The organism is Herpetosiphon sp., assembly GCF_003512625.1.
In the GTDB taxonomy this organism is placed as follows: Bacteria; Chloroflexota; Chloroflexia; order Chloroflexales; family Herpetosiphonaceae; genus Herpetosiphon; species Herpetosiphon aurantiacus.
Genome location: NZ_DOPT01000063.1, coordinates 40,606 through 46,507, shown reverse-complemented (window position 1 = coordinate 46,507; position 5,902 = coordinate 40,606). Strand labels below are relative to the sequence as shown.

Sequence of the window (5,902 nt, the reverse complement as noted above, 5' to 3'; positions counted from 1 at the left end):
TGTGTTGGAAATTGGCAAAGATGTTGCTGAAACCTTGGTTGTTTGGGCGGTTTGGCTTCCAATTTGGTTGCCGTTGGTTTTGGCCGCATGGTTTGGCTGGCGCAAATGGCGTAAATATAGCCAAAACCAAAGCCAAAATTCCCCAATCACTAATCAAAATCCCCCAGTTAATCAACCCTAAATTGTGGTACCATTTTGGCAACGCCATCGCAGGGCTAAGAGCTAGTGCTCTTGGCCCTTTGTGTTGGGAGGCTTAAATGTTGCTCGATTTACATTGTCACACAATTGCGACACCCCATCATTCGCATTGGACACCCACCGAATTAATGGCAGCGGCTCAAGCGGCTGGCATTCAGGTTATTGGCATCGCCGACCACAACACGACCAGCCAAGTGACGGCCTTTGCTGAGGCTGCCCAAGCAGCAGGCTTGGATTTTATCGGCGGAGTTGAATTTGATAGCGCCTTCAATGGCAAGCTTTGGCATACCTTGGTCTACGGCGCAAACCCTAACGATCCTGGCATTTTGGGTTTGTGCGAGGCCGTGGTTCGGCGCAACCATGCCGATGCTCAACGCCTGCTGGAGCAAACGCGCAGTGCAGGCCACGATCTCCCAAGCCTAGCCCAGATTGCCGTTGATCGGCCTGCCAATTTGGCCGATGTGGCTCATGGCTTGGTGCGCGATGGCATCTGGCCCAGCCAAACCGGCGTTGATCCTGAATCGGCGGGCATGGCTTATTTACTAACCAACCAGCCTGAGGCCTATAATCCCTTGAGCGTGGACGAGATTGTGCAAGTCGCTCATGCTGCTGGCGGAGTGGCAATTTTAGCCCATCCTGGTCGTGAAAAAAGTGTTTATGCCATTCCAGCGACTGCCGCTGATTTTGTGGCATTGGCGGCGATTGGGCTTGATGGCATCGAGGTTTATTATCCGATGCACAGCTCTGAGCAAGTGGCATTTTTCGTGCAGCAGGCGGCGCTGCATGGCTTTTTGATCAGCGCTGGCGGCGATTCGCATGGCCCGCGTGATCCTTTCAGCCCACAGCCAGCCGCACGTTGTCGCGATCTTTTGGCTCGTTTTGGAATTGATGTGTTATGAGCGTGATTGTCTGTTTTATTGATGGGGTTGGTTTGTTGCCGCACGCCGCCGCGCCCTGGACGACCGCCCATCTGCCAACACTCACCAACTTGCTGGGCGATTTACCACACAGTAATTTGCAGATTGAGCAGCCTAATCTCTATTTTCGGGCGATTGATGCCACTTTGGGGGTGGAGGGCTTGCCGCAAAGTGGCACGGGCCATACCAGTTTATGGACAGGCGTGAATGCTTCGGCCTTGTTGGGACGGCATTATCCAGCCTATCCTGCGCCCTCGCAACGCCCGATGATCGCCGAACAAAGCTTGTTTGCCAAAGTTCAGCAACTTGGCCGAACCAGTCTGATCGCCACCGTCCATCGTGATCGCTATTGGGAGCTAGTCGCCAAGCGTGAGCAACGGGCAACTGCCGCCGCCCTCGCCGCTCAAGTCGTCGATTTGAACTTGCCTGCTACACCCGAATGGCTGGCTGGTCAAGCAGTGACTTGGGACATTACGGGCTATTATTTGCAACAATGGGGCGCATTGGCGGGCTTGCCCACGATTACTGCCCACGAAGCAGGCTTGCGACTTGGGCAAGCGCTGCGTTTGGCCGATCTGGTGCATTACGAGTGCTATTTGCCCGATTTCGTTGGCCATCGGCGCATTGTTGAAACGCCCGAACATACGCTTGAATTGATCGATACCATGCTTGGGGCGATCATCAGCCAAATGCAACCCAGCGATAGTTTGATTCTGGTTAGCGATCATGGCAACCTTGAGATGATCGAGCACACCAGCCATAGCCGCAATCCTGTGCCGCTGTTGGTAGTTGGAGCCAAGGCCCAAGCCGCAGCCAAAGTCGAAGATATTAGCCAGATCACGCCCTTGATTCTGGATCTATTAATCTAGCGCTATAATAGCGGTACTTGCTCAGATCCAGCTTATTTTTCGAAGGAGCAAACCCGATGCAATGGTTAAACGAACCGCAACAATGGTCATTCAGCGATGATGTCCTGAGTATTACGGCTGAAACGAAAAGCGATTTTTGGCGCACAACCCACTATGGTTTTATTTTTGATTCAGGCCATTTTTACTATCAAGTTGCCGAGAATAACTTTAACTGTAGCGTGCGAGTTAAGGCCAACTATCAGAATCAATATGATCAAGCTGGGCTGATGGTGCGGCTCGATGAATATAATTGGCTCAAATGTGGCATCGAATACGTCGATGGCATTTACCATGTGAGTGCCGTATTGACGCTGGAACACTCGGATTGGTCGGTGGTAAAGTTGGCTGAAGCGCCGGAAGAACTTTGGCTAACAGTCACACGCAACGGCGATACGCTCCAAGTGCTCTATGCGACTGAGGCTGATGCCACCCCAACGATGGTGCGTTTAGGCTACTTTCCGCCTGCTTTGCCGGTGCAAGTTGGCCCGATGGCTGCCGCGCCAATCCAAAGTGGTTTTACTGCCGAATTTCGCGATTTTCGACTCGAAGCACTCGCGCAGGAATAGCATGTCTGTGTCAGTATGGTATAGTTGGGCAAATTATCGACCAACAGGAAGCCTATGCTGACCCAAGCTCTACCACTGCTCAATCCACCGCTCAAATGGGCTGGTGGTAAACGCTGGCTAATTCCCCGCCTGAGCGATTTTTGGCAGAACTATCAAGATTATACCTTGGTTGAGCCATTTGTTGGTGGTTTGGCGATTGCGTTGGGTTTGCAACCACAACAGGCACTTTTGAATGATATTAATCCACATGTGATTAATTTTTATCACTGGTTGCAGCATGGCTTGGTGATCGATTTTGAATTACATAACGACCAAACTTATTATTATCGTTATCGTGACCAATTCAATCAATTAATTCGTGCTGGGGCTGAGCAAACTGCTGAGGCTGCTGGGTTGTTTTATTATCTCAATCGCACGGGCTATAATGGGCTGTGTCGTTTTAATCAGCGTGGCTTGTTTAATGTGCCATTTGGGCGCTACAAACGCATTCGTTATTGTTATGATTTTAGCCATTATGCCGAAACCTTGCGCCAATGGCGGTTTCAGCGGGGCCATTTTATTGAAATGCAAATCCCGGCTCAAGCCTTAATTTATGCCGACCCACCCTACGATGTGCCATTTCGCGCCTATAGCCAGCAAGGATTTAATTGGAGCGAACAGGTGCAATTGGCTGAATGGCTAGCGCAACACCCTGGCCCGGTGCTGGCATCGAATCAAGCAACCCAACGTATTTTAGATTTGTATCGCAATTTGGGCTTTTCAATCGAGATCTTGCCTGCACCACGGCGTATCGCCTGCAACGGCGACCGTCAACCAGCGCTCGAAATGCTGGCCTTCAAAGGAGCTTGAGATGGCTGTTGTGCTCAAACCACCAACTGCTTTGCCCGCCACCAAAACCATGCCCACGATTTTTTTGGCCGGCTCGATCGATATGGGCAGTGCAATCGATTGGCAAGCTGAAATCGAACGTCAATTGACCAACGACGAGTTGTTGCTGCTCAACCCACGCCGTGATGCTTGGGATAGCTCGTGGGAGCAGACGATTGAGAATCCGCTGTTTCGCGGCCAAGTTGAATGGGAGCTTGACGGCCTAGCCTTGGCCGATTTGATTGTGATTTATTTTGCGCCGCAAACTCAAGCTCCAATCAGCCTGCTCGAACTGGGCTTATTCGCGAGGAGCGGAAAAGTTGTGGTTTGCTGTCCTGAAGGCTTTTGGCGCAAAGGTAACGTCGATATTATCTGCGCTCGTTACCAAATTCCCCAAGTTGCGAGTATTGATGAATTAATTCAGACTTGCAAACGCTTGGGATGATATGCCCTCACCCCAACCCCTCTCCCACTGCGGCGGGCGAGGGGAGAGCCAACGATCATGATTGAGGGTTCCCCCTCGCCTCGCGGGCGGGAGCGGGGGCTAGGGGGTGAAGGCATCCAAATCGACTTCAGATCCCACTCAATCATTATTTACCACAAATTGAACTTTAGGGGGTGCAGGGGGATGAAAACACCCTGCGTTTCCCTCCGGCGGAGGGACGGAAGGGTGGCGAACCATGATGATTTGTCGAGTGAATGCAGAACCCATCCATTCTAAAATCAGCCTAAATACCCCTCGCTCAATTGTTCAGGATCATGTTAAAATGGTGCTATGAGTATATCGTCTGCCTCAACCCCAATTGGCGACGTGTTGCAGCAAATTGCCCAACGTTTCGCCCAAAGCAGCCGCTCGCCTTTGTTGAGGAGTGGTGAATTAGCCTTACCCGATGCTAGCACCCAACCGCTGCCCTTGGCTCCGGAGTTAGCGGTAGCTTGGCGGGCCTTGCTCGGCGAAACTGGTTGGCCTTGGCAAGCTGAAGCGTTGGCGACCGTGCGGCGTGGCTTGGGCTTGGCCTTGGTTGCGCCAGCCCCACTTGGCCCAGCATGTTTGTTGCTGTTGGCTGCCGAGCATGTGAGCACCAATCAAGGTAGTTTGTTGCTGTTGGCTCCCGATGCTGCTAGCTTGCACGATTTGGCGCAAACAGCGAATAATATTGATGCGCTGCTTGGTGGCGGCTTTCCCCATTTGGTCGTTGAGCAAAGTACGCGCCCACCTCACAGTCCACCGCGTTTGATTTTGACTACTCCTACAATTTTGCATCAACGCATGCTGCGCTCGCACCATCGTGGATGGTCGAATATCTGGCCGCATCTGAATGGGGTGGTGTTGCCAGCTTTCGATCAAGCCAGTAGTACGATTTTTGGCCATTGCCGTTGGTTGATGCGGCGGATCGAACGCTTGCGCCCGCGTGCCCGACCATTGACGCTCTATGCCAGTTTAGCGCCCGTTGCCGAGATTGATGAATTGCTGGCGCGAGTGTTTGACCACCTGCCGCCGCTGGTTTATGCCAATACCGCCCGCATTCCCTTGACTTGGGCTTTGTGGAATGGTGGCACGCAGCCAGTTGATGCAGCTTTGAAATTGGCCTTGGCCTTGCGCCAAGCAGGTTTAAGCGTGCAGCTTGATGCGCCCGATAGGCTAGAGCGAGCAATGTTGGCCCAACGTGGCGCGGCTCAAGGCCTGAGTTTAGTGCCACGGGCAGCGGCTCCGGCCCATGTGTTGGTGATGTTGGGTGGCGTGAATGCTACCAGCCTGCCAAGTTTACTCGCCAGCGGCCATCGCGCCGTGGTGTTGGTGACCGATCAATCGATTGCTGCCCAAACCGCCTTGGCTCAACCAGCCTTGCTCACCCCAACTGTGCCGCCAGCCTTGCCCGTAGCCACCCAAAACAACTACATCAGCAGTGGGCATTTGCGCTGCGCCGCCGAAGAACGGCCCTTGCAACAAAGCGAAATTAGCGCGTGGGAAGTGAGCGATCTGGTTGAGCGTTTGACCCAGCGCAATCAGCTAGCCCAGTTGCCCGATAGCCCAACTTGGCAACCAGTCGCCAATTTGCAGCAGCGCAGCGATATTTATGCCACGCTGCATCCAACCACAATTAGTGATATACCAGTACAGATCGTCGATCACGAAGGCACCTTCTTGGCCGAACTTGATTCGGTGACGGTTGAGCGGCGTTTATTTAGCGGCGCTAGCGTGCTCGGCGGGCGAGTAATTGGCTGGAATGATGATGGTTCATTGGGTTTGCGTTTGCAGGATGTTGCGCCAACCTTGGCTGAACATCGCTGTAGTGTTGCGGTGCGCGAGCAATTTGGCCAACGCCCGCTTGATGGAGCACGCGCCGAGATCGAGTTGATGATTGGCCGTGTGGTGGCAACCGAAGAAATTGTGGCACGGCGCAGCCTGGCTGATGATGGCAGCATTCGGCGTGTGCCGTTTGAG

General features: G+C 53.0%; 6 protein-coding genes and 1 pseudogene. All 7 read left to right on the top strand.

Annotated features, from left to right (window positions below):
• Positions 1–181: pseudogene (locus DEF47_RS14505) on the top strand (hypothetical protein); the annotation flags it as partial.
• Between the two features lie 76 nt (positions 182–257).
• Positions 258–1,097: a PHP domain-containing protein gene (locus DEF47_RS14500; RefSeq protein ID WP_012192064.1), complete on the top strand. Its 840-nt coding sequence runs from the start codon at positions 258–260 to the stop codon at positions 1,095–1,097.
• A complete protein-coding gene (locus tag DEF47_RS14495) occupies positions 1,094–1,984 on the top strand; it encodes a metalloenzyme domain-containing protein (protein WP_012192063.1) in 891 nt (296 codons plus the stop codon). Before DEF47_RS14500 ends, DEF47_RS14495 begins: the two co-directional genes overlap by 4 nt.
• A 56-nt stretch (positions 1,985–2,040) precedes the next feature.
• Positions 2,041–2,589, top strand: coding sequence for a DUF1349 domain-containing protein (locus DEF47_RS14490; RefSeq protein ID WP_012192062.1), 549 nt, complete (start codon positions 2,041–2,043; stop codon positions 2,587–2,589).
• A gap of 54 nt (positions 2,590–2,643) precedes the next feature.
• Positions 2,644–3,438, top strand: coding sequence for a DNA adenine methylase (locus DEF47_RS14485; RefSeq protein ID WP_012192061.1), 795 nt, complete (start codon positions 2,644–2,646; stop codon positions 3,436–3,438).
• A 1-nt stretch (position 3,439) separates the two neighbouring features.
• The gene (locus tag DEF47_RS14480; RefSeq protein ID WP_012192060.1) at positions 3,440–3,901 is read left to right on the top strand and encodes a nucleoside 2-deoxyribosyltransferase domain-containing protein; all 462 of its coding nucleotides are present in this window, start codon (positions 3,440–3,442) and stop codon (positions 3,899–3,901) included.
• 330 nt (positions 3,902–4,231) lie between these two features.
• On the top strand, positions 4,232–5,902 hold a 1,671-nt coding region (locus DEF47_RS14475; protein WP_287045201.1), incomplete at its 3' end, for a hypothetical protein.

Excerpts from the sequence above, each read along its gene's own strand:
- DEF47_RS14495 (WP_012192063.1), top strand. The coding sequence starts at position 1,094 with ATGAGCGTGATTGTCTGTTTTATTGATGGGGTTGGTTTGTTGCCGCAC.
- DEF47_RS14485 (WP_012192061.1), top strand. The coding sequence starts at position 2,644 with ATGCTGACCCAAGCTCTACCACTGCTCAATCCACCGCTCAAATGGGCT.
- DEF47_RS14480 (WP_012192060.1), top strand. The coding sequence starts at position 3,440 with ATGGCTGTTGTGCTCAAACCACCAACTGCTTTGCCCGCCACCAAAACC.
- DEF47_RS14500 (WP_012192064.1), top strand. The coding sequence starts at position 258 with ATGTTGCTCGATTTACATTGTCACACAATTGCGACACCCCATCATTCG.
- DEF47_RS14490 (WP_012192062.1), top strand. The coding sequence starts at position 2,041 with ATGCAATGGTTAAACGAACCGCAACAATGGTCATTCAGCGATGATGTC.